Annotated in this window: 41 protein-coding genes; 2 read left to right on the plus strand and 39 right to left on the minus strand. The window is 69.6% G+C overall.

The annotated features are described in order from the left end of the window. Positions 1-16 precede the first annotated feature (16 nt). The 17 genes from BJ964_RS47045 to BJ964_RS47125 all read right to left on the minus strand — a co-directional run bounded on the left by BJ964_RS47045 (position 17) and on the right by BJ964_RS47125 (position 11,005). On the minus strand, positions 17-838 hold the full coding sequence (locus BJ964_RS47045) for an HK97 family phage prohead protease (RefSeq protein WP_188127612.1): 822 nt from the start codon (positions 836-838) through the stop codon (positions 17-19). Beyond that, a complete protein-coding gene (locus tag BJ964_RS47050) occupies positions 838-2,013 on the minus strand; it encodes a phage portal protein (RefSeq protein WP_188127613.1) in 1,176 nt (391 codons plus the stop codon). The genes BJ964_RS47045 and BJ964_RS47050 overlap by 1 nt, the downstream gene beginning before the upstream one ends. Beyond that, complete coding sequence (locus BJ964_RS47055; RefSeq protein WP_188127654.1) at positions 2,013-2,225, minus strand: hypothetical protein; 213 nt, start codon at positions 2,223-2,225, stop codon at positions 2,013-2,015. Before BJ964_RS47055 ends, BJ964_RS47050 begins: the two co-directional genes overlap by 1 nt. Before the next feature lie 12 nt (positions 2,226-2,237). Further along, positions 2,238-3,809 carry a terminase gene (locus BJ964_RS47060; RefSeq protein ID WP_239163888.1) on the minus strand — a complete coding sequence of 524 codons (1,572 nt, stop codon included), beginning with the start codon at positions 3,807-3,809 and terminating at the stop codon, positions 2,238-2,240. After that, positions 3,751-4,041 carry a hypothetical protein gene (locus tag BJ964_RS47065; protein WP_188127615.1) on the minus strand — a complete coding sequence of 97 codons (291 nt, stop codon included), beginning with the start codon at positions 4,039-4,041 and terminating at the stop codon, positions 3,751-3,753. Before BJ964_RS47065 ends, BJ964_RS47060 begins: the two co-directional genes overlap by 59 nt. Further along, positions 4,041-5,267, minus strand: coding sequence for a hypothetical protein (locus tag BJ964_RS47070; RefSeq protein ID WP_188127616.1), 1,227 nt, complete (start codon positions 5,265-5,267; stop codon positions 4,041-4,043). The genes BJ964_RS47065 and BJ964_RS47070 overlap by 1 nt, the downstream gene beginning before the upstream one ends. A gap of 633 nt (positions 5,268-5,900) precedes the next feature. Beyond that, entirely contained in the window at positions 5,901-6,833 is a 933-nt protein-coding gene (locus BJ964_RS47075; protein WP_188127617.1) for a hypothetical protein, read from the minus strand. Further along, entirely contained in the window at positions 6,827-7,174 is a 348-nt protein-coding gene (locus tag BJ964_RS47080; RefSeq protein ID WP_188127618.1) for a helix-turn-helix domain-containing protein, read from the minus strand. Before BJ964_RS47080 ends, BJ964_RS47075 begins: the two co-directional genes overlap by 7 nt. Then, positions 7,171-7,602, minus strand: a complete 432-nt coding sequence (locus BJ964_RS47085; RefSeq protein WP_188127619.1) for a helix-turn-helix domain-containing protein — start codon at positions 7,600-7,602, stop codon at positions 7,171-7,173. The genes BJ964_RS47080 and BJ964_RS47085 overlap by 4 nt, the downstream gene beginning before the upstream one ends. Next, complete coding sequence (locus BJ964_RS47090; RefSeq protein ID WP_188127620.1) at positions 7,599-7,850, minus strand: helix-turn-helix domain-containing protein; 252 nt, start codon at positions 7,848-7,850, stop codon at positions 7,599-7,601. The genes BJ964_RS47085 and BJ964_RS47090 overlap by 4 nt, the downstream gene beginning before the upstream one ends. Continuing rightward, positions 7,847-8,242, minus strand: a complete 396-nt coding sequence (locus BJ964_RS47095) for a hypothetical protein (protein ID WP_188127621.1) — start codon at positions 8,240-8,242, stop codon at positions 7,847-7,849. The genes BJ964_RS47090 and BJ964_RS47095 overlap by 4 nt, the downstream gene beginning before the upstream one ends. Further along, the gene (locus BJ964_RS47100; protein ID WP_188127622.1) at positions 8,239-8,694 is read right to left on the minus strand and encodes a hypothetical protein; all 456 of its coding nucleotides are present in this window, start codon (positions 8,692-8,694) and stop codon (positions 8,239-8,241) included. The genes BJ964_RS47095 and BJ964_RS47100 overlap by 4 nt, the downstream gene beginning before the upstream one ends. Beyond that, positions 8,691-9,653: a hypothetical protein gene (locus BJ964_RS47105; protein WP_188127623.1), complete on the minus strand. Its 963-nt coding sequence runs from the start codon at positions 9,651-9,653 to the stop codon at positions 8,691-8,693. Before BJ964_RS47105 ends, BJ964_RS47100 begins: the two co-directional genes overlap by 4 nt. A 335-nt stretch (positions 9,654-9,988) precedes the next feature. After that, positions 9,989-10,177, minus strand: a complete 189-nt coding sequence (locus BJ964_RS47110) for a hypothetical protein (RefSeq protein ID WP_188127624.1) — start codon at positions 10,175-10,177, stop codon at positions 9,989-9,991. After that, a complete protein-coding gene (locus tag BJ964_RS47115) occupies positions 10,174-10,608 on the minus strand; it encodes a DUF6248 family natural product biosynthesis protein (protein WP_188127625.1) in 435 nt (144 codons plus the stop codon). Before BJ964_RS47115 ends, BJ964_RS47110 begins: the two co-directional genes overlap by 4 nt. Further along, the gene (locus tag BJ964_RS47120) at positions 10,605-10,871 is read right to left on the minus strand and encodes a hypothetical protein (RefSeq protein WP_188127626.1); all 267 of its coding nucleotides are present in this window, start codon (positions 10,869-10,871) and stop codon (positions 10,605-10,607) included. Before BJ964_RS47120 ends, BJ964_RS47115 begins: the two co-directional genes overlap by 4 nt. Then, the gene (locus BJ964_RS47125; protein ID WP_188127627.1) at positions 10,868-11,005 is read right to left on the minus strand and encodes a hypothetical protein; all 138 of its coding nucleotides are present in this window, start codon (positions 11,003-11,005) and stop codon (positions 10,868-10,870) included. Before BJ964_RS47125 ends, BJ964_RS47120 begins: the two co-directional genes overlap by 4 nt. Positions 11,006-11,163: 158 nt before the next feature. Between BJ964_RS47125 and BJ964_RS47130 the strand changes: the two genes are divergently transcribed. Further along, complete coding sequence (locus tag BJ964_RS47130; protein WP_188121527.1) at positions 11,164-12,327, plus strand: RNA-guided endonuclease InsQ/TnpB family protein; 1,164 nt, start codon at positions 11,164-11,166, stop codon at positions 12,325-12,327. Positions 12,328-12,444: 117 nt separating this feature from the next. Here BJ964_RS47130 and BJ964_RS47135 read toward each other — a convergent pair whose 3' ends face one another. The 22 genes from BJ964_RS47135 to BJ964_RS47240 form a co-directional block, all read right to left on the minus strand. Further along, positions 12,445-12,705, minus strand: coding sequence for a MarR family transcriptional regulator (locus BJ964_RS47135; RefSeq protein ID WP_188127628.1), 261 nt, complete (start codon positions 12,703-12,705; stop codon positions 12,445-12,447). After that, a complete protein-coding gene (locus BJ964_RS47140) occupies positions 12,702-13,040 on the minus strand; it encodes a hypothetical protein (protein WP_188127629.1) in 339 nt (112 codons plus the stop codon). Before BJ964_RS47140 ends, BJ964_RS47135 begins: the two co-directional genes overlap by 4 nt. Beyond that, positions 13,037-13,345, minus strand: a complete 309-nt coding sequence (locus BJ964_RS47145; RefSeq protein WP_188127630.1) for an ArsR/SmtB family transcription factor — start codon at positions 13,343-13,345, stop codon at positions 13,037-13,039. The genes BJ964_RS47140 and BJ964_RS47145 overlap by 4 nt, the downstream gene beginning before the upstream one ends. Then, complete coding sequence (locus tag BJ964_RS47150) at positions 13,342-14,178, minus strand: hypothetical protein (protein WP_203832984.1); 837 nt, start codon at positions 14,176-14,178, stop codon at positions 13,342-13,344. Before BJ964_RS47150 ends, BJ964_RS47145 begins: the two co-directional genes overlap by 4 nt. Beyond that, entirely contained in the window at positions 14,175-14,336 is a 162-nt protein-coding gene (locus tag BJ964_RS47155; protein ID WP_188127631.1) for a hypothetical protein, read from the minus strand. The genes BJ964_RS47150 and BJ964_RS47155 overlap by 4 nt, the downstream gene beginning before the upstream one ends. Beyond that, positions 14,333-15,235 (minus strand): PD-(D/E)XK nuclease-like domain-containing protein, encoded by a 903-nt coding sequence (locus tag BJ964_RS47160; protein WP_188127632.1) that lies wholly within the window; start codon positions 15,233-15,235, stop codon positions 14,333-14,335. The genes BJ964_RS47155 and BJ964_RS47160 overlap by 4 nt, the downstream gene beginning before the upstream one ends. Further along, entirely contained in the window at positions 15,232-15,462 is a 231-nt protein-coding gene (locus BJ964_RS47165) for a hypothetical protein (RefSeq protein WP_188127633.1), read from the minus strand. The genes BJ964_RS47160 and BJ964_RS47165 overlap by 4 nt, the downstream gene beginning before the upstream one ends. Further along, positions 15,459-15,851 (minus strand): hypothetical protein, encoded by a 393-nt coding sequence (locus tag BJ964_RS47170; RefSeq protein ID WP_188127634.1) that lies wholly within the window; start codon positions 15,849-15,851, stop codon positions 15,459-15,461. Before BJ964_RS47170 ends, BJ964_RS47165 begins: the two co-directional genes overlap by 4 nt. A 35-nt stretch (positions 15,852-15,886) precedes the next feature. After that, complete coding sequence (locus tag BJ964_RS47175; RefSeq protein WP_188127635.1) at positions 15,887-16,123, minus strand: hypothetical protein; 237 nt, start codon at positions 16,121-16,123, stop codon at positions 15,887-15,889. Continuing rightward, a complete protein-coding gene (locus BJ964_RS47180; protein ID WP_188127636.1) occupies positions 16,116-16,298 on the minus strand; it encodes a hypothetical protein in 183 nt (60 codons plus the stop codon). The genes BJ964_RS47175 and BJ964_RS47180 overlap by 8 nt, the downstream gene beginning before the upstream one ends. Next, positions 16,298-16,666, minus strand: coding sequence for a hypothetical protein (locus BJ964_RS47185; RefSeq protein WP_188127637.1), 369 nt, complete (start codon positions 16,664-16,666; stop codon positions 16,298-16,300). Before BJ964_RS47185 ends, BJ964_RS47180 begins: the two co-directional genes overlap by 1 nt. Beyond that, positions 16,663-16,953, minus strand: coding sequence for a hypothetical protein (locus tag BJ964_RS47190; RefSeq protein ID WP_188127638.1), 291 nt, complete (start codon positions 16,951-16,953; stop codon positions 16,663-16,665). The genes BJ964_RS47185 and BJ964_RS47190 overlap by 4 nt, the downstream gene beginning before the upstream one ends. Next, on the minus strand, positions 16,950-17,327 hold the full coding sequence (locus tag BJ964_RS47195; protein ID WP_188127639.1) for a hypothetical protein: 378 nt from the start codon (positions 17,325-17,327) through the stop codon (positions 16,950-16,952). The genes BJ964_RS47190 and BJ964_RS47195 overlap by 4 nt, the downstream gene beginning before the upstream one ends. 153 nt (positions 17,328-17,480) lie before the next feature. Then, positions 17,481-17,726, minus strand: a complete 246-nt coding sequence (locus BJ964_RS47200; protein WP_188127640.1) for a hypothetical protein — start codon at positions 17,724-17,726, stop codon at positions 17,481-17,483. Further along, a complete protein-coding gene (locus BJ964_RS47205) occupies positions 17,723-17,920 on the minus strand; it encodes a hypothetical protein (RefSeq protein WP_188127641.1) in 198 nt (65 codons plus the stop codon). Before BJ964_RS47205 ends, BJ964_RS47200 begins: the two co-directional genes overlap by 4 nt. Then, positions 17,917-18,099, minus strand: a complete 183-nt coding sequence (locus tag BJ964_RS47210) for a hypothetical protein (protein ID WP_188127642.1) — start codon at positions 18,097-18,099, stop codon at positions 17,917-17,919. Before BJ964_RS47210 ends, BJ964_RS47205 begins: the two co-directional genes overlap by 4 nt. Beyond that, positions 18,099-18,485, minus strand: a complete 387-nt coding sequence (locus tag BJ964_RS47215) for a hypothetical protein (RefSeq protein ID WP_188127643.1) — start codon at positions 18,483-18,485, stop codon at positions 18,099-18,101. The genes BJ964_RS47210 and BJ964_RS47215 overlap by 1 nt, the downstream gene beginning before the upstream one ends. 74 nt (positions 18,486-18,559) lie before the next feature. Beyond that, positions 18,560-18,727 carry a hypothetical protein gene (locus BJ964_RS47220; RefSeq protein WP_188127644.1) on the minus strand — a complete coding sequence of 56 codons (168 nt, stop codon included), beginning with the start codon at positions 18,725-18,727 and terminating at the stop codon, positions 18,560-18,562. Beyond that, positions 18,727-19,503, minus strand: a complete 777-nt coding sequence (locus BJ964_RS47225; RefSeq protein WP_188127645.1) for a phage antirepressor KilAC domain-containing protein — start codon at positions 19,501-19,503, stop codon at positions 18,727-18,729. Before BJ964_RS47225 ends, BJ964_RS47220 begins: the two co-directional genes overlap by 1 nt. Beyond that, positions 19,500-19,772, minus strand: a complete 273-nt coding sequence (locus BJ964_RS47230) for a hypothetical protein (RefSeq protein ID WP_188127646.1) — start codon at positions 19,770-19,772, stop codon at positions 19,500-19,502. Before BJ964_RS47230 ends, BJ964_RS47225 begins: the two co-directional genes overlap by 4 nt. After that, complete coding sequence (locus BJ964_RS47235; protein ID WP_188127647.1) at positions 19,769-20,044, minus strand: hypothetical protein; 276 nt, start codon at positions 20,042-20,044, stop codon at positions 19,769-19,771. The genes BJ964_RS47230 and BJ964_RS47235 overlap by 4 nt, the downstream gene beginning before the upstream one ends. Beyond that, entirely contained in the window at positions 20,044-20,298 is a 255-nt protein-coding gene (locus tag BJ964_RS47240; RefSeq protein WP_188127648.1) for a helix-turn-helix domain-containing protein, read from the minus strand. Before BJ964_RS47240 ends, BJ964_RS47235 begins: the two co-directional genes overlap by 1 nt. Positions 20,299-20,442: 144 nt before the next feature. Between BJ964_RS47240 and BJ964_RS47245 the strand changes: the two genes are divergently transcribed. After that, positions 20,443-20,892, plus strand: a complete 450-nt coding sequence (locus BJ964_RS47245) for a helix-turn-helix domain-containing protein (protein WP_188127649.1) — start codon at positions 20,443-20,445, stop codon at positions 20,890-20,892. Positions 20,893-21,039 lie beyond the last annotated feature (147 nt).

The following is a 21,039-nucleotide window of genomic DNA, read 5'->3' on the forward strand; positions in this document are numbered from 1 at the left end:
GAGTGCGTTTCCCTTCTCAGGACTGGAGCGCGGCCAGGCGCGCTTCGCGGATGCGCCGGGCGCGTTCGCCGCGGCGGTTCCCGTCCGAGTGGCGTGAGGCCGGGTCGGAGGTCGGTGCGTTCGCGGGTCCGTCGGCAGGCCGAGTGACGTCGTCGGGTCGGCTGCTGCGGAGTGCGGTGAGGCGAGCACGCATCCCGTCGACCCGGTGCGGGTCGAGGCGGGCCAGGTGCTCGTAGTACGTGTCGGTGCCGGACATGCAGCGCATGCCGGAACTGGCGGCCGGGTTCGCCGGCCAGGTCACGGGCCCTGCTTCGAACACGCGGACCTCTTTGAGGGTGCGTTCGGGCAGGCCGTCGGGGTTGTGGTCGCTGGCGCCGGGCTCGTTGTTCCACTCGTCCTTGACGACCCGGAACATGAAGCTCGACCCGTAGACGCCGGCTCGCAGGCCGGGCAGCAGGTCCCGGTTGTACGAGGTGTCGAACAGCCGGACCGTGCTCACCGGCGAATCGGAGTCCTCGCGAACCTTCTCGATCCGGCCGAGGATCTTGTCCCCGATGTGGAAGTCCATGCCGTGGTTGAACAGGGTTTTGATGTTGTGGGCGTCCTCGGCCGCGGCCGAGTTGTGCGCCTTGATGGTGCGCTTGAACGCGCCGGGCGCCGACCGCTCCAGAAAGTCGCCCTCCCAGTAGGAGGAGATCCGGTACCACGAGTTGAACGGGGAGAACCTGACGTCCATGACGCCCAGGTCGTCGCTGGCCGCCTCGTCGTCGGCGCGCAGCTCGCACGCGATCAGGGTGGTCCGCACGACGTCCAAGTCGGGCAGCGTGAGCGTGTCCATCAGTTCCCCTCGCCCTCGTCGGGTTCGTCGTCGGGTTTGTCTTCCGGTTCGGGCGGATCGGCGGGCGCCGGGCCGGCGCCCCAGGGCACTGCCGGCCAGTCCTCGTCGTCGCGGACCTCGTTGATGGCCCGCGCCTTGGTGGAGAGCTGCAGCTGGTAGACCTTCCACCGGTCGAGGGTCGTCGCCTGCAGCAGCGCATCCCGGTCGATGCGCGCGTACTGCGGCCGCGGCAGCATGTCCGTGAGCACCCGCTCCAGCCGCCGAAGCCACTTGTTGAGCGAGTAGACGAGCAGGTGAGCCGACCGGCCCTCGACGGTGGAGTAGGTCAGCGACCCGCCGGACTCGTAGCCGAGGATCTCGGCGAGGCCCGGCCCGAAGATGCGGCAGCACTGGGCCTCGGTGTAGCCGGCTGTCTCCAGGAACTGCGACTCCTCCGGAGCCACCTGGATGCTCTCGTACTTCCAGCCGCGGCCCAGCACGACCGGCTCACGGTTGCCGCGAACGGCTGCCATGAACCGGTCCTTGGCCGTCTTCGCCTGTTCCGGCTTGAGGTCGGTCAGCTCGTTGGTGAGCATGCCGCCGGGATGCGCGCCGTCGGCGAACCATTGCAGCCCGTACCGGGTGGTGGTCAGTGACAGGCCGATCTGGGCGGCGTGCATGCCGATCGGGGACAGCCCTTGGATTCGGTCGGCTACGGGGTTGACGCGTCGGTGCCAGAATCGGGCGGAGTCGATGCGTTTGCCGTTGACGGTCCACACCGGGTTGCCGTCCTTGTCGATCCAGCCGCCGATGTCGTCGGGGTGGAACAGCTTGACCTGTGTCGGGTAGCCGGACGGCGCGGTGGCGAGGATGTCGCCGTAGCCGTTGCCGCGCAGCAGCCACGACATCAGTAGCTGGTACGCCCAGTCCGGCAGTCCGTGTCCGTCGCCGGCCGGGTCGAGCAGGTAGCCCGGGGTCTGCCGCTTCACTCGCTGCGCGCCGTCACCGGAGTAGACGTGCACCGGCAGCTCGGATCCGAGCGACGCGATCAGGTCGACGGACGAGTGCACGGCCACGGACTGCAGGCTGGACTCGGCGGACGACAGGTCGATGGACGAGAACGACGGCGGGGCGCTCATCTCCTGCCGGGGCAGGCTGCGGCGTTCGGGCTGAGGCTTGCGGAACCAGATGCCCATCAGACCCGCCGATCCAGCGCCCAGAGCGCCAGGCCAGCGAAGACCAGACCGAGCGGCGGCCACGCCATCCACAGACCGGCGGCCACGAGCAGCGGCCCACCGACACCGGGCAGACCGCGGCCGATCCGGCCGACCATCGCGCCGGCCCAGGTGGCGAGCCGGGCCGTGGCCTGGTCCCAGCGCGGGCGAAGCCGCTCGGCGAGCACCGTCACCGGGTCCCCCTCTCAGAAAATGTTGGCCAGCGGGTCGTAGTCGTCTTCTCGCGGCTTCGCGTCGCGCCGGGCGTAGAAGGACCACCGCGCTTCGGTGATGGCGACCAGGCTGGTGATATCCACTGCTCGATCGGTTCGCGCCCACGCGATCGACTCACCGGTGCGCCTCGTCTTCGCCACCCCGACCGCCGCGTCCAGCTGCGGCGCCGGCACGTGCCGGATTGTCGACTCGCGGGTGGCGTCGAGGATCTGCCCGCAGGCGGCCGCCATGTCGATACCGCCAAGCACCACCAGGTCGCCGCGGCGGGGGTCCTTGTCGTCGCTGCGGCTCGGCTCTTCGTCGTCGCCGCGGTCCTCGGGCCGGATGATGCCGCGTGTTTTCAGGTCCTCGCGCAGCGATGCGTGGGTGCCGCGGGCCATGCCGACCGCGACCGGGTCCAGGGCGTCGCGATACTCAACGATCTTGTCGAGCAGGCCGGCGACCGGCCCGTAGTGGATGAGCTGCACGTGGCCGAGGTCGTCGGCGCGATGGCCGTAGAGACCGATCGCCGCCCAGTCCCGCTCCGGCGAGATGTCGACCGCGATGGCCACGTCGCCGTCACGCCGCGACTCCGGGTCGCCGAGGTCCTTCCACCGCTGTTGGTCGATCTCCGCACCGGACTCCAGCTCCGGGTACACGCCGAGCCGCTCGCGGAGGAATTGCTCGACGCCGGTCGACCGGACCTCACGCAGAATCGAGTCGCCGGAGATCCGCCGGTTGAACGCCCGGTTCGCCTCAGCCACCGCCACGAACAACCGGCGGCGAAGCTCGCGCCCGGCCGGCGTCTGCTCGTCCTCGTCCGACAGCGCTTTGTTCGCCTCGACGAGTTTGAACAGCTCGTCGTACTTCCCGCGCGCCGACCACTCGTAGTAGACCAGGCCACGTGATCCGCGCCGGCCCCGCTTGACCGTCTCGCGCAGGACCTCGGACTCCTTGAGTGGCGCGCTGCTCATGTACCAGACCTGCGGGTTGAGCGCGGCCGAGGTGGCGAACATGATCGCGGCGACTTGCTCCGGGGTCAACGCGAACGCCTCGTCCAAGAACAGCGGGGAGACGCCGGCGAAGCCTCGGCCGCTGCCCCCGGACCTGGCGAGGAATGAGAGCGTCTGCCCGACCGGGCTGCCCTTCTTGCCCAGCAGGACGATCTCTGTGGAGTGGGTGCTCGACCGGATCGTCTTGACCCGCTTGCGCAGGTGGTCGAAGTTGTCGAAGTAGTGACGCATCCGCATGAAGCCCTGATGCGCGGTCTTGAACTCGTGGGCAGTCCAGATAATCAGCGGCTCTTTGACCAGCAGCAGACCGCCCAGCGCCCGAATCTCCAGATCGACGCCCTTGCCGTTCTGCCGCGGCTCAACGTCCGCCACCTCGCTGGCCAGCCACTTCTCGTCCGGGCCGAGCGCCATGCCGTCGGTGATGACCGCGACCTGGCCGGCGTCGGGGGTGACGCCCAGCCCTTTGGCCAGGTCGATCGATTCCGGCCCCCAGCTACGAACCGCCCCCTGCGGAACCGTCCGGTAGCGGGGATCCTGGGACCCGAGAAGCACCGCGCCGGAGGATTGCATCGATCGGGTCAGCCTCCTCCGGCACGGCATCGGCCATCGACCTGAGATCGGCGAGCGCGGCCCGCATCTCCTTCGCCACCGACGCGGCATCGCGGGCGCCGCAGCCGGAGTCGAGGACGTCGGCGAGTCGCCGCGCGACCGCGGCGAGGGTGCTGTCCTTGACCCGTTCGGGCATCTGCTCGAGGTCGTCCTCGAGGGCGGTGCGTACCGACATCAGGACCCGTAGTTGGCGACGCGCCAGCGCAGCGGATAGGCGGCGCCGGCGAACAGCTTCCCGCCGCCGCTGGGGTTCAACACCGCCCAGCCGAACGTGATGTTGCCGCCGGACAGATCGCCGGACTCGACGGTGACCACCATGCCCAGGCCGGCCTGGGGCCGGAACGTCGAATCCGGGTAGAGCGACGGGTCACCCTCGATCGCGGGGGTCCCGGTTCCGGTCGACGCGTACCGCACAGGCACCCCGGAGACGAGGACCGCGATGTCCCAGAACAGACCGGTCGCGTCGTCGGTCAATGCCGCCCACGAGAACTCGATGACGTCACCGACGGCCGCGGCGATCGACGCTGTGGGGCCGCCGGTCAGCGCCGCCCATGAGGCGGTGGTCTGCGGCGTGATGTCGCCGGACGACACGTACCCGGAGGCGACGGCCACCGATCCGCCACCGCTGGCGTGGGTGTGGTTGCCGGCCGCAGCCGTGGACCCGGTCGCCCCGAGCGCCAGGTTGGAGGTGCCGGCGCCGATTGCGGTTCGGGCCGCTGCGGCGTCGGCGGCGGTGAGGACCGAGCGGCCGGTGGCGGTCGAGTCGCTGATCTCCGTGGCGGTGTGGGTGTGCACGGCGGCCGCGGCCCCGAGCGAGCCGAGAGTCTGGGCGGCCGGGGTGCCGTGCGTGTGGTCGCCACGCGAGTAGGTGGACGAGGCGCCGGCCGTCGAGGCCTGCCCGTACGCGGTCTCAGTAACGACGGTGCCCGACGCGGTTCCGCCGCCACCGCCGACCTTGTTGCCGTCAGCGTCGATGACGTCGCCGTCAGCGTCGAGGCCGGCCACGCCGGAGGCGATGCCGCGTTGCGCGGTGAGGATGTACGAGGTGCCGGCCACGGCGGCGCCGTCGACCTGGAGCAGGTCGGCGAGCTGCACGCTGGCGCTCTGGTAGTCGAGTTGCAGGGTGCCGGTGATCGCGGCCCCGCCGATGCGGCCCTCGACCGCGTACGTCCAGCCGGACGGGGACCACTGCGGGTCGTTCGTGGCGGGGAGTTCGATCTCGCCGGCACCGGTGGCGTCCAGGGTGGCGCGCAGGGTGAACGGCGGGACGATCGCGTTGTCCGCAGCGCCGAGCAGCGGCCGGGCCGCGGTGAAGTCGAACCAGCCGGTGGCCGCGCCGGACGGCGGGAAGTCACATTGGATACCGACGGTGACCAGCGTGAGGGTCGCGGGAAACGGCACTTCCAACCCCCTACACAGAGTCACTGGTGACCGTGGGTGACGGCCGTCTTGGGTTTATTTGCCTGCGCACACAATCGCGGAAAAGGGCAGCGGGTGTTCCGCGTGTCCCCTCCTTAAAAAATCTTGGCGCGCGAGGCTCTGACCAGGTCAAATGCAGCGCGGGTCGATGCTCATGGCCTCGCGTTCTACCTTGGGTTTGCGGTTGCGCTCCTGGTTGCAGCACCGTGCACGCCCGGTAGTGGGGCTCACGCAGACAGGGCACGGTGCGTTACTCCCATGTGAGGGACGCAGATTGGCCACGTCGTACGGTGACCCTCCGTCAGTACGTCGCTGTAGGTGGTCTACCTCGTAGGCGTTGGGGTGTCCGCACCACCAGCAGTTCGTGCCCCACGTCTTGAAGCAGTCCTCGCGTGCGCGTTGTCGTGGGCGTCGTGATTCCCAGGGGTCCACCATGTTGGCCTCCCCTGTGGTGTGGGGCGCACGGCAGCCAGCCCCTGCTGTGCGCCCCTGTTCCCCCACCGTCCGGACCGCCCCGGAGTTCTTGGGTACGACGAAGGCCCCCGCTTTCACGGGGGCCTCGACGTCGTTCGGGCAGTCTTCGCCTGCCTCAACCGGAAACAGTACGCAGAGCGATCAACTGCTGCAAGTCTGGTTGCTCTGTGTCACTCGTCGTTCTGCTGTGGCCATGAGGGCGGCGATGTCGCCGAATCGGTAGACGGGGACGATGTCGCGGACCTCGGCGCAGTCGTCGTCACATCCGCGGTGCGTGTGTTTGACGAGGACGTGGTCGGCGGGGTTGATGCGGCCGCGTTTGCCCCAGACGTCGACGAGTGCGCGGATCTGTTTGGCGGATCGGTCGGTGTCGAGGTATCCGGCGAGGTGTGCGGCTTCGCCAGCGGTCACCAGGCGCTCGTCGAGGGCGGCCCTGAGGATGGTTTGGGATCGGTCGACGTGCCAGGTGGCGCCGCAGTGTTCGCCTTTGCATTCGACCACGTCAACGCCGTGTCGGGCGTACAGAATCTTCCCGCAGTCGCACATGCCGACGAGGCGGAGTTGGGGCGGTTCGGGCCGGTCGACGAGCCGGGTGAGTATCTGGCAGGCGTATCCGAGTTCGTCGAATGCCTGTTCGGCCTCGGGTCGGGTGCGGAGCCATGTGGTCTGGTCGGCGAGCCATCGGGTGGCGTCGGCGAGCGGGATGGGCGGGGTTGGCCGTTGGAGTGCCCGGCAGCTGACGTGTCCGCATTGGAGTGCGCAGACGGGTCCGGCGGCGCGTTGTGGGGTGGGGATGGTTGGTCCGTCTTGCTCGATGACGTGGAGGATCCATGTGGTGAGCGTGTTGCGGGCGGCGGCGTAGTCGTCGGCTGCGGTGAAGTCGACGATCGGGGGCTGTTCGCGGCCGCCTCGGGAACCGGCCCCATATCGTGTTTGGCGGGCGATGACGGTCCAGGCGTCCTCGGCGTGTCCGGCGGCTTCCCGGAGCGTCTCGGCGAGGTCTCGGGCGCACTGGTGGCAGGCCTCACCGTCCGGCGTTGGTCGCTCGCAGATCACGCAGGTATTGGTCACCACGTGATGTCCCCTCGGAACGTCGTCAGCCGAACGGTGATCCCGCATTTCCGGCAGCCGTATCGGCGCTGCTCACCGAGCACCCGGATTGCCGGGCGGACCTTGTCGGCGAAGTGTTCGGCGGTGGCGAGGCGGTCGCCGAGGACCACGCCGAGGCTGACGTCGAGGGCCTCGGCGATGGCGAGCAGGGTTTTCACGCTGGGCAGGTGTTTGCCGAGCTCGAACTGGCTGAGGGCGTTGGTGGTGACACCGGCCTTGTTGGCGATTTCGACCTGGGTGTAGCCCTGGGCTGTTCGGATACGGCGGAGGTTGGCGCCGAACTCGGTGGTGGGTGTGCTGGTCACGCGTCCTCCAGGTCGCTCTCGTCGCGGCATGGTCCGCCGCAGGTGTCGCAGTGGGTGCCGTCCAGGTCGGCGTGACCCGGGTGGGTGTGGCGGTTGCAGCAGAACGCCTCAGGGGCCTCTGTGGCGATCTCTGTGCCCTCTGGCCCCACAGGGACACCGACCGAGGGGTGATCGTCCGCGAGCGTGGACGCTGGGGCCGTTTCCGGGGCCGTCTCGATCAGCGGCACGATCGCCAGCCCGTACCCCATGGCGCCGAGGACCGCGATCAGCTTCTCGACGCCCGGAACGCTGACGCCCCGCTCGTACTTGGACACCCGGGTGAAGCAGATCCCGGCCGGTTCGGCGACGGCGGGTTGGGTGAGTCCGCGCAGTTGCCGCAGGAGCAGGAGCGCCTCGGCGAGGTCCTGTGTGGTGTCGATGCGGATCACGGCTGCTCCTCGGGTTGGCGGGGGATGAGGGCGATGTCGTAGCCGAGGGCGTTGGCCAGTGCCCAAATGACGGAGGCGCGCATCTCCCGGCGCCGGGCGGTCCAGTTGGTGATCTCGCTGCGGTCGTGGCCGGCGACGCGACTCCACTCCTTGATGCTGATCTTGCGGGCGGTGCGGATGCCGACGAGGACAGTGAGCAGGTCGTGGTAGCTGCGCAGCCGGTAGGCGCGGGGCTTCTCGATGGTCATGCAGGCCTCCGGGCGTCTTGCATGGTGTTCGTGCAGCGTTCGCCGCGCTTGTACCGGGCGGCCGCGTCTCGGCAGGGCTGGCAGGTGTCCTCGCCGCGCCTGCGGTGCCGCCGGTATGCGGCGCGGGTGCCGCACGGCTGTAGGGCGGGTGACTCGTCCGGGGGCTCGGGCCGGGGGCCGGTCCACTCGGTGAGGTCGGCGGCCCAGCCGGTTAGTTCGCGCCAGGGCCGGTCCTGCGGGAGGGCGGCGGCAAGCACGAAGGCGAGCCGGAACCAGTCGCCGGGTTCGGGTAGGCGTTTGGCGAGCCATCGGCCGTTGGCTTCCGGGTCGTCCTCACGGACGCGGTGGGACAGCTCCAGGGCCACGGCGGCGAGATAGTCGGGGGTGGTCATGGCGCTTCCCGGGTGCGGTCGAGCCATTCCTCGACGGCTTTCTCGGCGATGTCGGCGGCGTGCTGCGGGTCGAGGAACTTGCCCTCGGCCGGGTTCGAGCCGGCGTCGGCGATCCGCCCGAGGACGTGCCGGACCATGTCGGCACCGGTGCGCTGGTGGGCGGCCTGGGTTCGCTCGGAGGATTCGAGTGCGGCCTGGCGCCCGTCGAGCTGGTGGCGTTTGGCGCGTTCGCGGTCGTGCTGGGCCTTGATGAGCCGGGCGCGTTCGCGCAGGTCGGCGGGCCGGGGCCAGTAGGGGGAGGTCTTGACCCAGTCGACGACGGCGGCGCGGGCGGTACCGAAGTCGAGGTCGCCGAGGGTGGCGGCCCAGACCATCTCGTCGCGGTCGTCGGCGGGCTGGCGCAGTGCGGCGGAGCAGAGGCCGAGCAGGCCGCGAATCTCGTCGGGGGTCATGCGGGCCTCGTCAGGGTGTCGTAGAGCTGCTGGGCGGCGGTGCTTCCTTCGGGTGCGCGCCGTTCGGCGTCGGCCTGGTGGCGGCTCATTCGTTCCGGCGGCATTTCGGGGCCCTGCTGGGTTCGAATGAGGTAGTTGTCGAGTAGCGCGGGCCTGCTGGCGACGCGGTCTCGAAGCATTTGGGCCAGCGCGGTTTTGATGTGGCCGATTTCGAATCCTTGGGCGAGTGCGCTTTTGATGTGCCGCCCGTATCGCTTTATTGCGGTGCTGGTGAGTTTGAGGTTGTTGGCCTCGCAGTAGTCGATCCACTGCTTGGTGAGCTGTCCGGCGTTCTCTGGCGGGACGACCATGTCGGCTTCGGTGACGACGAACAGCTCGACGGCGCCGGGTTCGGGGGCCGCGGCGTCTGGCTCGGCCGCCTCGGCGTCGAGCGAAGCGAGCGCCGGGTAGTTGACTTGTTCCCCTGTTCCCACTTCCAACTTCCCACTTCCAGCGCCGGGCTTCCTCCGAGGGCTCGGCGGAGACTCGGCGGGAACTCGGCGGGTTTCTCCGAGGGGAGCTGGTTTCTCCTGCTCAGCGGTATTGCGGGAAGGGCCGTTCGGGTCGGGATCGAACGGCTCGCCGTCCTCCGGCCCGGGGTAGCGCGGCGCGGAGCGCTTGTCGATCTTCTGGTGCCGATCCCACGAGGGGATGCAGTAGAAGCGGCGCCCGCCGACCTCGTAGAAAATCACGCCGAAGGCTCGGCGGATCTCGCCGAGCATCCGCCGAATGTCCGCCGAGGTGATGTCCTCGTCGTTCGGGAAGGCGAATCCGGCCAGCGCTCGCGGCTCGGCGGTGCCGCGCCCGGAGTCGTCTGCCCAGTTCCACAAGGCGATGAACAGGAGCCTCGTCCACGGGTCGAGGCCTTCCATGGCCGGCGACGACCAGAACTCGGGTTTGATCGTGCGGATGCGGGCCATCTCAGGCACCCCCTGGGACGGTGTGGAGCGACACGGTGCCGCAGGGGTTCGAGATAGCGCTCAGCCATGGCATCATCACGCCAGGGCCCCTTTCCGGTTCGTTAGGGCGAATCGGTTGTGTGGTGCCTGCGGGACGGGTGTTAGCCGCACCTGTCCCGCGCTCAATTCTCCCATTTCGCGACCTGGAACACGCGTGCAAAGCGTGTGCGCCGTGCCCATTCCCGGGGTAATACTGATCACTATTCGCCTCGCGTCTTCCGTCCACAGCCTGTGCATATTTCCTGGGGATAGCGCGGAATGCGCCCGCCAATGCAAGCGGGCGCATTCCAGTGCAATTAGCCGTCGCCTGGCCGTGGGTCCGGCACCGGGTCCGGCATGGTGTGGTGGGCGTCGCCGGGCCTGCTCATCCGGCCGCACTGACGGCAGCACCGCGCGGGCGGCTCGCGCCGGTCCGTCGGGTCGGCGGGCACGTCCGGGTCGGCCACATGGACGTGCGGGGTGCCCGTCGGCTTCGCGCGGGTCACCGGGCACCTCCGGCAACGTCGAACAGGCCGAGCTGCCCGAACAACTCCCGGTGCCGCCGCGTCTCCGGCTGCCCGTACCGCTTGACCCCCACCGGTACGGCGTCGAACAGGGCCGGGCGGACCTCCGGCTCCGGCGGCGGGCAGTCGCAGGAACACATCCACCGGCACGGGCGCCCGGCAAGCCACACGTCGGTTCGGGCGCCGCCGCGATGGTTGACGATGTACGTCTCGCAGGCGATAAGCGGCCCGTCCCGGCGGGTCCGGCACAGGTGGTGCCGTCCCGCGTCGCAGTGCCCGCACTGGCCGGCATGGCAGCGGCAGTCGACGATGGTCCGCGGGTTGCCCTCGATCGTGCAGGAGTCCCGGTAGGTGTCGGTGAGCACGACGCGGTAGATCCAGTCGGCGGCGGCCGCGGGCATCGGGGCGCTCATCGCCGCCTCCACTGCTCAGCCTGCGGGCAGCTGGTGAAGTGAGCCCGGCGCCGCTTCCCGCCGAACAGCGTCGGCCCGGTGACCACCGTGGCGACCGGCCCGACGAACATGCCGGGTTGGAGGCTGAGCTCCACGTTGCCGTCGCCGGTCGGTTCGGCGTCGACGGGCATCGGCCGTCCGCCGCTGCTGGTGGCCCAGATGATCGGGGCGGCGCAGGAGCGGCAGTTGGCGATCTCGTAGCCCTCGGGCGTCCGGCCGGTCACGACGCGCCACCCGACGGGCTGGAGTCGGTAGCCACTGAGGCCAGTTCATCGCGCCGCAGGTACGTCATGATCTGGCTTCCGACCCACTCGGTGTAAGCGGGCGGGATTGCCTCGGACAGGCCGTTGCCGGTCATCAGATTCCTCCGTGGAGACTCCGGCCTTCAGGCCGGAGAGGAAACGGAACCCCTGCGGAGCAGGTCAGGGACAGCCCATTCGCCGTCAAGGCGGATGGGCGTCTACCCACGGACCGTCCGCGAGGGTGGTTCCACATAGGTGTGTTAGCTTGTGAGCCGTGTCCGAACGTGCTGTGAAGCGGGCTTTCAAGTTCCGCTTCCACCCGACTCCGGAGCAGGCCGACCTGCTGAACCGGACGTTCGGGTGTGTGCGCAAGGTGTACAACCTGGCCCTGGAGGCCCGCACCACCGCCTGGTATCAGCGCCGGGAGCGGGTCAACTACAACGCCACCAGCGCCATGCTGACGGCGTGGAAGAAGACCGAGGAACTCGCGTTCCTCAACGAGGTCTCCGCCGTGCCGCTGCAGCAGGGCCTGCGGCATCTGCAAGGTGCGTTCGCCGCGTTCTGGGAGAAACGGGCCCGGTATCCGCGGTTCAAGTCCAAACACAAGTCGCGGGCCTCGGCCGAGTTCACCCCGTCCGCGTTCCGCTGGAACAACGGCGAACTGACCCTGGCCAAGACGGCCACCCCGCTGGACATTGTCTGGTCGAGGCCACTGCCCGAAGGGCAGTCGCCGTCGACCGTGACCGTGTCCCGCGACAGCGCCGGCCGCTGGTTCGTGTCCCTGCTCTGCCAGGACACGATCGAACCCCTCCCGACCGTCGAGAACGCGGTCGGGATCGACGCCGGACTCGACCACCTGATCACCCTGTCCACCGGCGAGAAGATCACCAATCCCCGTCACGAACGCGCCGACCGTGAGCGGCTGGCCCGCGCCCAGCGGGAACTGGCCCGTAAAGAAAAGGGCTCCAGGAACCGGGACAAGGCCCGGCTGAAGGTCGCCCGCATCCACGCCCGCATCAGCGACCGGCGCCGCGACCACCTGCACAAACTGACCACTCGGCTCGTGCGTGAGACCCAAACGCTCGTGATCGAGGACCTGACCGTGCGCAACATGGTCAAGAACCACACCCTGGCCCGCGCCATCAGTGACGCGGCCTGGACCACCTTCCGCGAACAGTTGACCTACAAATGCCAGTGGTACGGCCGGAACCTGGTCGTGATCGACCGCTGGTACCCGTCGTCCAAGGTCTGCTCGGCCTGCGGGCACCTCACCGAGAAAATGCCGCTCAACGTGCGGTCGTGGACCTGCCCCTGCGGGGCCGCCCACGACCGTGACGTCAACGCGGCACGCAACATCCTGGCCGCCGGGCAGGCGGTGTCGGCCTATGGAGCTGGCGTAAGACCTCAACGGAAACCTCCGTCCGGGGCAGCAGGCTGAGAAGTAGGAAACCCGGTGGGCGACCACCGGAATCCCCGTCCCTTCAGGGCGGGGAGGATGTCAACAGGTCTCCAAAAGGGGAGGTGCGGGCCGCCGCTCGGACGGCCCGCGAGCGATCTACTGGGGTGGGGTGGCGTGGATCGGCGGGACGTAGCCCGGCATCAGCGAGTGCTTGCGGCCGGCGTCGGTCAGCCAGGCGAGGATCGAAGCCGGGGCCGTGCCTGACTTCCAGCCGATGAGCTGCTTCTCGGCGAGCGCCTGCATGACCGGGCGCAGCGTGCTCGGGAACGTCCACGCCTGCTCGCCGAGGCGGTAGCGGGCCGCGAGCACCTCCATCACGAGGTACTGCGTCGGGGGCAGGTCGGTCGGCTCGATCACGACGCCCCGCTCACCTGGCGCAGCAGCTCGACAAACGCCGCGCCGGACATGGTCACGAACCCGTCGCCCGGCGACGCCTTACCGCGGCGGTGGTGCCAGACGACACCGACCTCGACACCCGCGTTCCGGGCCTCGACGGTCGCCTCGTCCACCCAGGCCGCCAGCGCGGTGGTCCGGCAGTTCTTCGCCTCGACCACGACCGGCAGGCCCGCGATGTCGCCCTTGTCGGACGAGCCGTTCAGGGCGCGGCGCTCGATCGCGGGGAAGCCCTGCTCAATCAGGTAGCGGACGATCAGGCTCTCCCAGCGAGTGCCCTTGGCCTTCGACGCGCTCACAGCCGCACCGCCGGGTTGATCAGCCGGGCCAGATCCTCCAACGCCGCAGCATCCAACTCCCGGATCACGAACACGCCCTCCTTGCGGGACGTGATCAGCCCAGCCGCAGCCAGGATCCGCAGGTGGTGCGACATCGTCGGCTGCGCGACGCAGAGGGCCTCCTGCAGATCGCCGTTCGTGGCCAGCCCCTCGTGGCGCAGCTGGCGGAGGATCAGCAGCCGAGTCGGGTCAGCGAGCGCCTTCAACCGGGCGGCCAGGGCGCGGGCGTCGACCGGGTGGAAGTCGGGATCGAACAGCGCGGTCACTCGGCACCGCCCGGAACCTCAGCGGTGGCCGGCTGACCGGTGATCTCGGCGGCCGTCACCCGCTCCGGCGGGAACTCATCCTCGACGGTCGTCTCGCGCCGCTTGATCGAGCCGAAGAGCACCTTCAGATCGGCAAGGTCCGCAGCCGTCCACAGGCCCCGCTTACGGCCCAAACGCGCCTCGACCATCAGGACGGTGACGCCCAGTTCCTGCTTCGCCCACGCCACCATCTCGGCGACCCGGTCGACCAGCGGCTTGCCGTCCCCGCGCTCCAGAGTGGTCCGGCAGATCTCCTGCGCTTGGGCCGTGAAATCCGCGGGCAGGATCGCAAAGATGCACTCCCGGACTGCACGGGCGCCGATGTTCTGGTTCAGCAGGTACACGTCGGTTGTGTCGGTGAGCGGCTTCCGGTCCTTGCCGACCATCCGCACGTGGGGCACCTGGAAGGTCCGGGACTGCCGCACGTTGGTCTGCTGGTCCCAGGCGAATGCGCGAACCTCCGACATGCCGCGGCTGTCGTCGCGAGATAGCTCGTGCACGCCGGCGTCACCGTTTCCCCAGATCCGCAGGAGTTCGCGAGCGAGGTGGACGGATGGGCCCTGGCCGCGGTTGGGGACCTTGTAGAAGGCGCGTTCGGCGAGCCCGAGCCGGGAGCAGGCTTCCTCCATGTCGGCCCACGCCCGGCGGATGTCTCGGGGGCATTGCTGGGCGACCTGGACGGCGGCGGCGACTTCGGCGACGGCGCGGGCCTGTTCGACGGCGGCGGTCTGGGTGACCGGCGCCGAGGCGCTGACGATCCCGCCCTGATTGAAGCGGTCGACTGCGGTGCTCATGCTTGTCCCTCTTCGTCCGTGGGGACGTAGCCCCAGGTGTACGAGCCGATGCCGGGCACCACGGCGGTGTGCCGCTCGCCCTTGTGGTCCTTCGTCTTGGTGCAGCGGAAGAGCGGAATGTCGGAGGGCTTGCCGCAGGCCGGCGTCTCGGGGCTCACCAGACGACTCCGTCCAGCTCGCGGGTCTCCCACCGAGGCAGCTCGGCGATCACCACGTCGTCGGAGTAGCCCGGCCACCTGCCGGTCGACTGGCACTCCGCGTACGTGTTGATCGCCTCACGCATCCGCATCGCGCCCAGCCGCATCGCGTCCCGGTCCGGCTCGATCACCGTCACCAGGTACGGGGCCGTCTTCTCCTGCATCACCAGCAGGAACTTCGCCGACTCGTCCGCCAGGCCCAGCGCCCGCAGGCCAGCCAGATACCAGGCGCCTTGTACGTGGTAGCCGTACCGGGCGATCGCCTTCGCCGCATCGTCCGGGGATGCGCTCGCGGTCGTCTTGTAGTCGGCGAGCAGGAGCCGGCGACCGGGCTGCGGGTTCGGCAGCCAGTCGACGAGGGCCCGGCAGTTGACCCAGCCGGACCGGCCGACCGGCTCGCCGTCGACGTCCTCGAACCAGGCGGCCCGCTCCTGCCACACCAGCGCCTGCTCCGGCACGCCCGAACCCGGCGCGAATAGCACCGAGGCGATCGGGTGGGCCCGCACCACAGCGGCCATCTCGTGCACCGTCGCGACGTCCTTGGACAGCAGCGGGATCCGGCCGGCGGCGCGGTGCTCGTCGGCCTCCTCCCGCCTCTTCGGGCTCTTCCAGTTGTCGGCCTCGATCTCGGCGATCTCCTCGCCGGCGCCGAGGACCAGGCGGTGTGCGGCGCTGCCGAAGTCGAAGTAGTCGCGCGGCTCGGGCGGGTTGTCGGCCCAGTGCCGGTACAGCGCTGGGCATGACGGCGGGAGGAGCTTGCGGGCACCGCTACTGGAGAGGCTGCCGCCCGGTACCGGGTCGGCGTGGTACTCGGCGGCGGTCAGCTCAAACACGCCCGGCTCGGTCACGGCGGCGCTCACCGCCCACCTCCGAGGTGGGCGTGCACCAGCGCGACGTCGGAGTACCGGTAGAGGTGCTGCGGCTCGGCGGCGTGCGCCTCGTCGTGGACGATCCTGGCCCGGTCGGCGAGCGTGCCGATCGCGGTTTTCGAGCTGGCCTCGTCCAGGTCCAGTTCGACCTGGCAGCCGCGGTCACAGTCGACGGCAACGAGCAGCGCCAGGCCCTCGATCTTCATGGGGCGGCTCACTCGGCCACCTCCGCCAGGTGGTCGGCGAAGCCAGTGAACTGCTCATCTCGGTCGTGGACGTGGAACCAACGGCCTGGCCACAGGTCACCTGCGGGCGGCGACCACTCGGTAAGCCGCTTGCACCGCCCGTACCGCTCCTCGGCGGCGTAGGCGATGTTGGCGGGGATCAGCTCCAAAGCGGCGAGGACGCGCAGCGCGTGCTGCGAGGTCGGGTTGTTCAGCCGGAAGTCCAGCGGGCCGCGGCTGGTGATGGAGTAGGCAATGCCCCATGTCACGGTGACCGTGACGACCTGCCCGGTCTTCGGCCAGCCCCAGGAGTACGAGCGGCCGAACGGGTGATTCTTGATGGCCGGGCCCTGAACACCCTCCTGCTGCCGGAGCGCGCGCATTGTGAGGCCCACGTTGCGCCATCCGGGGAACGGGATCACAGGGCCACCTCCGTGGTGGTGCGGTGCAGGCGGATGGCGAGCGCGGCGGCGGACGCGGCCAGCTGGTCCGGCGTCATCCGCGCGAGCAGCCACAAGGTCAGGTCGACGTTGGCCTCGATCACGTCCAGGCCGTCACGCTCGGCGGCCTGGGAGAGCAGCCCGCCGATGGCGGTGGCCAGGTCGTGGTCGAGCTGGGCGCGCACGGCGGCGGGGATGTCGATCGGCTCAGCCACGGGACTCACCGCCCCGAAGCCAGCGCTGCTCGCCTGCCGGGATGTCGTTGTCCTTGCGGACCTTGCGCACCCGAGAGGGCGTGAGCCCCATGCGGTCGGCAATGTCCGGGTCGTTGACGCCACCGCGTGCGAGGGCACGGATCAGCTCGATGACGTTCTCGTTGATCGCGGCCATCACGCGCTCACCTCCCAGCGCACCGCGCCGGCGATCGCCAGGAACGCGCGCATCACCCGGCGGTGGTCGACGTCCGAGCAGGCACACGCCGGATGCACGCACACCCGGCCCTGCTCGTCCAGGCGCACATCCACACGCACCCCGTCAGCGGCGAGCCGGGTACGGACCCGCTCCAGACGCGACTCGATCGCCTCCTCGCAGGAGGCGGCAGCGTCGGCGGCGGCACGCTCGGCACCGCGCTTGGTCCGCGACCGGCCGGACGCCAGCAGCGGGCCACCGATGCCGTCGGTCACCTCCCAGTCGTAGTGCCCGAGGTGGCCGCCGGTGACGTTGTAGAAGGCGAACAGGCGGTAGGTCGGGGCGGTCATTGGTCCGCCTCCGTCCCGGGAATCCGCTCGGGCTCGGTGACGAGCCGCATCGTGCGGATGTCCTCCTCGCGGGCCGACAGCGTCAACGTCCACCGGCCGTTGATCTCCGCGCGCATGCGGACCCGGGGCGCGCCGCCCTCGACGCCAACGGTCACCGCGCCCATCGATCGCATCAGCGCCATCCCGGCGGCCGGGTAACTGACCTGGTGCGCGAGAACGCGCTCGATGTGGCCGGACATCCAGGTGATCTCGTACGTGTCGACAGGGCCGTAGTCGTAGTCGCTCACCGGGCACCCCCGAACAGTCGGCACAGACGCTCGGCGATCGACGGGCGGGCGGCCCGGTGGCAGGCCTTGTGCGTCCACCGGACCAGCAGGCCCGGCGCGAGCGGGCGGGGACGGGCGACGTACGCGGCCAGCGGTGGTAGCGCGTCCGTCTCCAGCGGCGCGTCAACGATGCCGATCGTGCGCGGGATGACGATCCGACGCTCACCGGTGACGTTCGGGCGGCGGAACGGCGGGACCAGGCGTTTGGTCGGGTAGTCGGCGAGACCGGCCGCGCCGGGCTTCGGGTCCGGCTCGGGCGAGATGAGGAAGCCGACGGTGTCCTCGATGGTGAAGCCGACGAGTCTCCCGCCGGCGTCGTAGGTGGTCATGCTCATCGGTGCTCCTGCGAAGTCGATGCGAAGAAGGTGCGAAGTTCGGTGGGGTGGCCCGGGACGCTGTGCGATCAGCGCCCCGGGCCGGTGCCGGACCCGTCCGCTAAAACAGGTCCAGCGGGGCGGCGCGGCGATGCAGAGCCGCGCCTGGGGAAGTCAGGGGGAAGCGGCCACGTGCCGGGGGATCTCGCCGAGGTGCAGGCCACCCAGACGCTTCGCGGACTCCGCGTGGCTCAGGCACACCTCGCCGACCAGCACCGTCCACACGCCCAGGTCCGGGCGGTCGAACCGCACCCGATCCGTGGCGTCAGCCGTACAGTTCTGCGCCAGCACCACCGGCGGGATGCTGTCCAGGACCTCGATCCGGTCCATGAGCAGCGCCCACGCGCACGGCGCCGTCACGACCGGAACCCGCTCACCACGTCGGTCGACAGCACCGACCGGCAGGCCGGGCAGGTCGCGTTACGGCCGGTGGTGGTCACCGTGTCCCGGAACGGGATCGCCGACCAGGGCAAACCGCACGCGGTCGGAGCACCGTGCTCGGCGAGATGAGTGACCTCCGGGACGCGGGCCGCCTCGCCCTTGTAGACGGTCATCGGGAGGCCCTGCCTGCCTGGTAGTCCTGCTCGCGGACCACACGCACCCGGTCCATCCGCCACTCGATGGCCATCTCCCGGAAGCGGGCCATCGCGACGTCACGTGGGATCGGGCCGGTAGCGAGGATCACCGGGCCACTGGGCAGCGTCCGCACCACGCGGAACAGGTCGGCGGCCATCAGCGGGCCTCGCTCACCGGCTCGCGGGCGGCCTTCTCGGCATTGAACCGGCTGTGCAAGGCAGCCTGGCCGGAGTCGATCCAATGCTGTCGCTGCTCATCGGTGATCGGCTCCAAGGAGTGCAGCCGCACCGGCAGGCCGCGCCACTCCCGGTTCGTCGAAACCAGCCACTCGGTCACCTGCGACGGGTCGGCGAGTCCCGAGTTGGGGTACGGCTGACCCACCGTGGCCGGGATGTCGACGTCGAACCGGGCCGCCCACGCGCACAGGTCGGCGGCGTTGTTGAACGTGATCTCGATGCCCTTGAAGGCGGGCATCCCGGCGTCCAGGCCGGCGGCAATCTCACCGAAGATGGCGGACTGCTCGGGTAGGTTGGGCTGAGTCATCGGACGGTTCCTCTCTTCTGGGGGTTGGTGCTGTCCGGTGCGCGCGCCGTCCGGGGGCTACCGGGCGGCGCGATCTACGTCAGCGGCCAGATGCGGCCGGGGATCAGGTGCTCGTGGTCGGCGGGCGGCAGGTCGTCCTCGACGGGCGGCGACCCGGCGCAGGTGAAGCCGGTCCGGAAGCCGACGGCGTGCACGCGGTGCGGGCCGTGCGGGTCGGGCTTGGTGCAGCGCTGGGGGTACATCAGGCGGCCGCGATTTGCTGCTCGCCGGTCAACCGCTTGAGCAGCTCAGCCAGGCCCTTCGGCAGGATGCGAACCTGCGGCGGGTCAAGAACCAGTTCGCCGGTCCTGGGGTGGTAGTGGGACGACGCCTTCTCCGTCACCCAGCCCCGGTCGACCGCGTACTGGTAGACGGTCCACCGCTGGTGGGACTCACCCCGGTAGATCCACTTCTCGCGAGCCATCACCGTGAACAGCCGGTCCCGGCCGATCGTGATCTGCGGGTGGCGGGAGAGGTTCTTCGCCGCCTCCGCGACCGACAGGTCCCCGTCGGCGCTGGCCAGGTGGCTCCATGCCTCGGCGGCTGGGGCGGCCTCGGCAAGCGCGGCGGCTTGAGCTTCGATCTGTCGGGCCTGGTCGGCGGCGAGCTGGAGCGCGTCGGCGTACGTCTGCGGAATTGCCGGGGCGACCTCGTAGCGCCCGGTCTTGCGGATCGCCGGAATGACGTCCTCAGCGATCCAGTCCTGGAATCGTTCGGCGTCCGGCAGGTTGCTCCGCATCGCGAGCCGGTAGGCGCCGGCCTCACTGATGACAGTCATCCGCTGCAGGCCGCCGGGGGTGTTGATTTCCTCAACACCCTTCATGCGGTCCGGAAGGCGGGTGATGGCGTTCCGGGCGCCGCCGCCGTAGCCGAGGATGCCGGTGATGTCGGAGGCGACGAACCATGCCTCCCCGTCGCGGGCGACGGTCCGAATGCCCGCGCCGGTGTCGGCGTAGCTGAAAACGGTCAGGTCGGTCATGACTGCACGACCGGTCCGTGCACCTGCGGGTCGTAGTCGGGGGTGGCGACGATCCGGCCCTCGGTGAGGCGCACGAAGCGCCCCTCCTTGACCCAGCGGTCGACCAGCTCCTGCGCCTCGATCCTCGCGAGGCCCTTGAGGATGCGCTCGGGCATGTGGAGGGCGAGGATCTCCACGGTGGCGTTGACGTCGACTCCGATGGCCTCGACGGCGGTCATGAAGCCGTCGCACCAGGCGCTGGTGACGTCGGGGGTGGGGATGTCGCTCATGCGGCTTTCCTTCCGGTGCGTGCCTGCGCCGAGGCGAGCTGCATCCGCGCGTAGTGGGCCTTCTTGAGCCGGACGACCGCATCGGCGAGTTCGTCGGGCGTCATCCGGCCCTCGGGGTCGGCCTTGCGCTCCCAGCTCTTCTTGCGCGCCTCGCGGGCGGGGGCGGTTGCGGCGCGGCGGTCGTCGGCCGTCATTCCGGCGAAGCGGGTGTTCGCGGCGATGGAGGCGATCAGCTTGCGCTGGCCGGGCGGCAGGTGTCCGGTGCCGGGCATCAGGCGGCCGCCTTGTCGCCGGCGGGGGCGAGGTCGTCGGGCGAGCACTCCAGCGCCGCTGCAATCTGCAACACCACGGAGGGGGATCCGCCGCGCTGCCCGCTCTCGATCTGGCTCAGGTAGCCCTTGGTGATCCGGGCCTTCGCCGCCGTCTGCGTGATGGTCATCCCGAGCGCCCGGCGACGCCTGGCGATCAGGGAGGGGTCCATCGGGAGCGGACGGCGACGCCTCTTGCGTTCGGCGTGTTCGCTCATGCCGCAAACCATAATCTTGGTTGGCACTTGTTTGCAAGAGTCAGCGCCAACCAACGCCAACTTTCTGCCAACCACCAGGCGTGACATAGATCGACATCATTCACTCATGCGAACAAGTGCAAACTTTGGCGTACTCTGGCAGCCATGCCTCACCAGGAGCTGACGCCGCTCGGCGAGTTGCTCGAGCACGCCCGCAGTAAGGTGCTGCACCTCTCCGTACGTCAGGCGGCCAAGCGCGCAGGGGTGAGCCCCACCCTCTGGACCCAGGTCGTCACCGGCAGAAGAGCGGGATCACCAAGGCCCGTGCGCACTACCGTGCGCACCGTGGTGGCGATGGCCCTGGCCGTGAACGTGGATCCGGGCGAGGCGCTCGGCATTGCCGGCATGCCCTCAGCACCCGAGGCGATCGAGGCGATCGTGTCCGAACTGCACGCGGGCATCGAGGCCGAGAGCCAGGTAGCGAGCCGGAATCTCGCCGACGAGATCGAGCGCATCGGCACGCTTCACGGCGTCACGGCAGACGAGAAAATCCGCATGGTCAACACGCTCATCAATATCCACGAGCAGCGCGCAGCGGAATCCGGAACCAGATAAGAACGTCGATACGTTCAGTACCCGTCTAGCAAAATCATCTAGATCAGCGATCACCGATCTAGCAGGTCAGAGCATCCAAGAGATCAGCGCTAAGGTTGTCCCTCCTTGTAAACGGGAGGTCGTCGGTTCGATCCCGACCGGGGGCTC

The organism is Actinoplanes lobatus (assembly GCF_014205215.1).
GTDB classification, from domain to species: Bacteria; Actinomycetota; Actinomycetes; order Mycobacteriales; family Micromonosporaceae; genus Actinoplanes; species Actinoplanes lobatus.

Excerpts from the sequence above, each read along its gene's own strand:
- BJ964_RS47045 (WP_188127612.1), bottom strand. The coding sequence starts at position 838 with ATGGACACGCTCACGCTGCCCGACTTGGACGTCGTGCGGACCACCCTG.
- BJ964_RS47050 (WP_188127613.1), bottom strand. The coding sequence starts at position 2,013 with ATGGGCATCTGGTTCCGCAAGCCTCAGCCCGAACGCCGCAGCCTGCCC.
- BJ964_RS47065 (WP_188127615.1), bottom strand. The coding sequence starts at position 4,041 with ATGTCGGTACGCACCGCCCTCGAGGACGACCTCGAGCAGATGCCCGAA.
- BJ964_RS47090 (WP_188127620.1), bottom strand. The coding sequence starts at position 7,850 with ATGACCATCGAGAAGCCCCGCGCCTACCGGCTGCGCAGCTACCACGAC.
- BJ964_RS47095 (WP_188127621.1), bottom strand. The coding sequence starts at position 8,242 with ATGACCACCCCCGACTATCTCGCCGCCGTGGCCCTGGAGCTGTCCCAC.
- BJ964_RS47100 (WP_188127622.1), bottom strand. The coding sequence starts at position 8,694 with ATGACCCCCGACGAGATTCGCGGCCTGCTCGGCCTCTGCTCCGCCGCA.
- BJ964_RS47105 (WP_188127623.1), bottom strand. The coding sequence starts at position 9,653 with ATGGCCCGCATCCGCACGATCAAACCCGAGTTCTGGTCGTCGCCGGCC.
- BJ964_RS47115 (WP_188127625.1), bottom strand. The coding sequence starts at position 10,608 with ATGAGCGCCCCGATGCCCGCGGCCGCCGCCGACTGGATCTACCGCGTC.
- BJ964_RS47125 (WP_188127627.1), bottom strand. The coding sequence starts at position 11,005 with ATGACCGGCAACGGCCTGTCCGAGGCAATCCCGCCCGCTTACACCGAG.
- BJ964_RS47150 (WP_203832984.1), bottom strand. The coding sequence starts at position 14,178 with ATGAGCACCGCAGTCGACCGCTTCAATCAGGGCGGGATCGTCAGCGCC.
- BJ964_RS47170 (WP_188127634.1), bottom strand. The coding sequence starts at position 15,851 with ATGCGCGCGCTCCGGCAGCAGGAGGGTGTTCAGGGCCCGGCCATCAAG.
- BJ964_RS47180 (WP_188127636.1), bottom strand. The coding sequence starts at position 16,298 with ATGGCCGCGATCAACGAGAACGTCATCGAGCTGATCCGTGCCCTCGCA.
- BJ964_RS47185 (WP_188127637.1), bottom strand. The coding sequence starts at position 16,666 with ATGACCGCCCCGACCTACCGCCTGTTCGCCTTCTACAACGTCACCGGC.
- BJ964_RS47195 (WP_188127639.1), bottom strand. The coding sequence starts at position 17,327 with ATGAGCATGACCACCTACGACGCCGGCGGGAGACTCGTCGGCTTCACC.
- BJ964_RS47205 (WP_188127641.1), bottom strand. The coding sequence starts at position 17,920 with ATGACCGTCTACAAGGGCGAGGCGGCCCGCGTCCCGGAGGTCACTCAT.
- BJ964_RS47210 (WP_188127642.1), bottom strand. The coding sequence starts at position 18,099 with ATGGCCGCCGACCTGTTCCGCGTGGTGCGGACGCTGCCCAGTGGCCCG.
- BJ964_RS47215 (WP_188127643.1), bottom strand. The coding sequence starts at position 18,485 with ATGACTCAGCCCAACCTACCCGAGCAGTCCGCCATCTTCGGTGAGATT.
- BJ964_RS47220 (WP_188127644.1), bottom strand. The coding sequence starts at position 18,727 with ATGTACCCCCAGCGCTGCACCAAGCCCGACCCGCACGGCCCGCACCGC.
- BJ964_RS47225 (WP_188127645.1), bottom strand. The coding sequence starts at position 19,503 with ATGACCGACCTGACCGTTTTCAGCTACGCCGACACCGGCGCGGGCATT.
- BJ964_RS47230 (WP_188127646.1), bottom strand. The coding sequence starts at position 19,772 with ATGAGCGACATCCCCACCCCCGACGTCACCAGCGCCTGGTGCGACGGC.
- BJ964_RS47235 (WP_188127647.1), bottom strand. The coding sequence starts at position 20,044 with ATGCCCGGCACCGGACACCTGCCGCCCGGCCAGCGCAAGCTGATCGCC.
- BJ964_RS47240 (WP_188127648.1), bottom strand. The coding sequence starts at position 20,298 with ATGAGCGAACACGCCGAACGCAAGAGGCGTCGCCGTCCGCTCCCGATG.
- BJ964_RS47245 (WP_188127649.1), top strand. The coding sequence starts at position 20,443 with ATGCCTCACCAGGAGCTGACGCCGCTCGGCGAGTTGCTCGAGCACGCC.